The sequence below is a fragment of the Candidatus Termitispirillum reticulitermitis genome, assembly GCF_054655775.1.
This window is the reverse complement of record NZ_BAAIHG010000145.1, coordinates 1-1,355: the sequence shown is the minus strand read 5'-3', so window position 1 is coordinate 1,355 and position 1,355 is coordinate 1. Positions and strand designations below refer to the sequence as shown.

Below are 1,355 nucleotides of genomic sequence, written 5' to 3'. Positions count from 1 at the left end.
ACAGGGTTAGTTTGACGACAGAGTTTAACACGAAGAGGTTATTGGATGGCAGCAATGGTGTATCTATATCTGCGTCATCGGGGATAGATGTTGCTCTTATTTCATATAGTCAGCTGGGGGGGGGGGGGCTACTACCCCTGTATCAGGAGATTACAAGCTAACATTTAGCACTAAGGCAGGGGAAAATGCAGTCTATCAGACAGCACAACTCATGGACTATACGAAGTCATTGGTATATCCGAAAGGTTTGACTAACATACAGGTAGAGGGGCTGGACGACGTCACACAAGCGCACTTCACAGTAAATGATGATGTGGTGCATGTTGCCCACGATGTTGACTATGGCACACCCGGCACATGGAAAATCTTGCCTTCACCTGGGAATTTACAGTATGGTTCTGCTATTGACTATGGAATAGTAGATATTCAGGAAGACCACCGTGGCTATAGGCCTGCTGTCATGGGAGGTTTTTCGCAATCTAACTTTGAGTACCCATATGAAAACTTTTCAGGTTACTACTTAGGTTTTCAATGTGTTGGTCTTACCGATAGCGTGGATGGAGTTATATATTCGCCTAGTGCGGGCAATCGTTCTTATATAATACTATCTGATGGCACTAGGGCATACCAGCAGTCTGGAACCAAATACATAAAGATGTTCTATATGGACCCAGCAGACGGCGTTAAACACTACCCTACTGGGGTAAATGGAGCTGGTCTTCTGGCATATATCTACAGTGATGACCCAAACGAGCCGGGTCGTGTCAATGCGATTGAACTAGCATTAGGTGCGGGTATTCCTGCTGCAATGCAATTGGGCGACATGGCACTATTTTACTATCAAGCGAATAGTCCTGACGTTGAGATTATACAACACGACGGTTGGGTTAGTCCAGCCGTCAACTGGAATATCAATCCTGCGAATATGGATGGCATAAAGACTGTTACGCTGAATATAGATGTGCCTAATGGGACTGATATAGGAGGGGGTTCTAATTTATCTCCTAAGGTTTTTTGGGATATTAATCAGTCTCACGTTGAGTTCACAGCTATGACTATAGAGAATGGGCAGTTCAAGGAGATAAAGATTAGCTGGGATAGAGACTGGAACGTGTCCGATGATGAAGTGACCGGTGGCGAATGGGGCTGGGCAGTGCCAACACCAGCAGATGTCAAGCTGAAAGATGCTACTGCTGGTGGCAGGCTAGTGTTCACTAATGGGGACGGACGAATGCTGCTTGATAATACGCAGACTATAACGATATATGGCAATGGCAAACAGGCAGAGGTTACCCTTGAAGGGGAAGATACCATTCAAGACCTAATAGATAAACTAGCTAATGCCATAGGTAGCA

Annotated in this window: 1 protein-coding gene; it reads left to right on the top strand. The window is 45.3% G+C overall.

Annotated elements, in window-relative coordinates; all coding sequences use genetic code 11:
• Positions 1–211: 211 nt before the first annotated feature.
• On the top strand, positions 212–1,355 hold a 1,144-nt coding region (locus AC1MDJ_RS07870; protein ID WP_479690370.1), incomplete at its 3' end, for a hypothetical protein.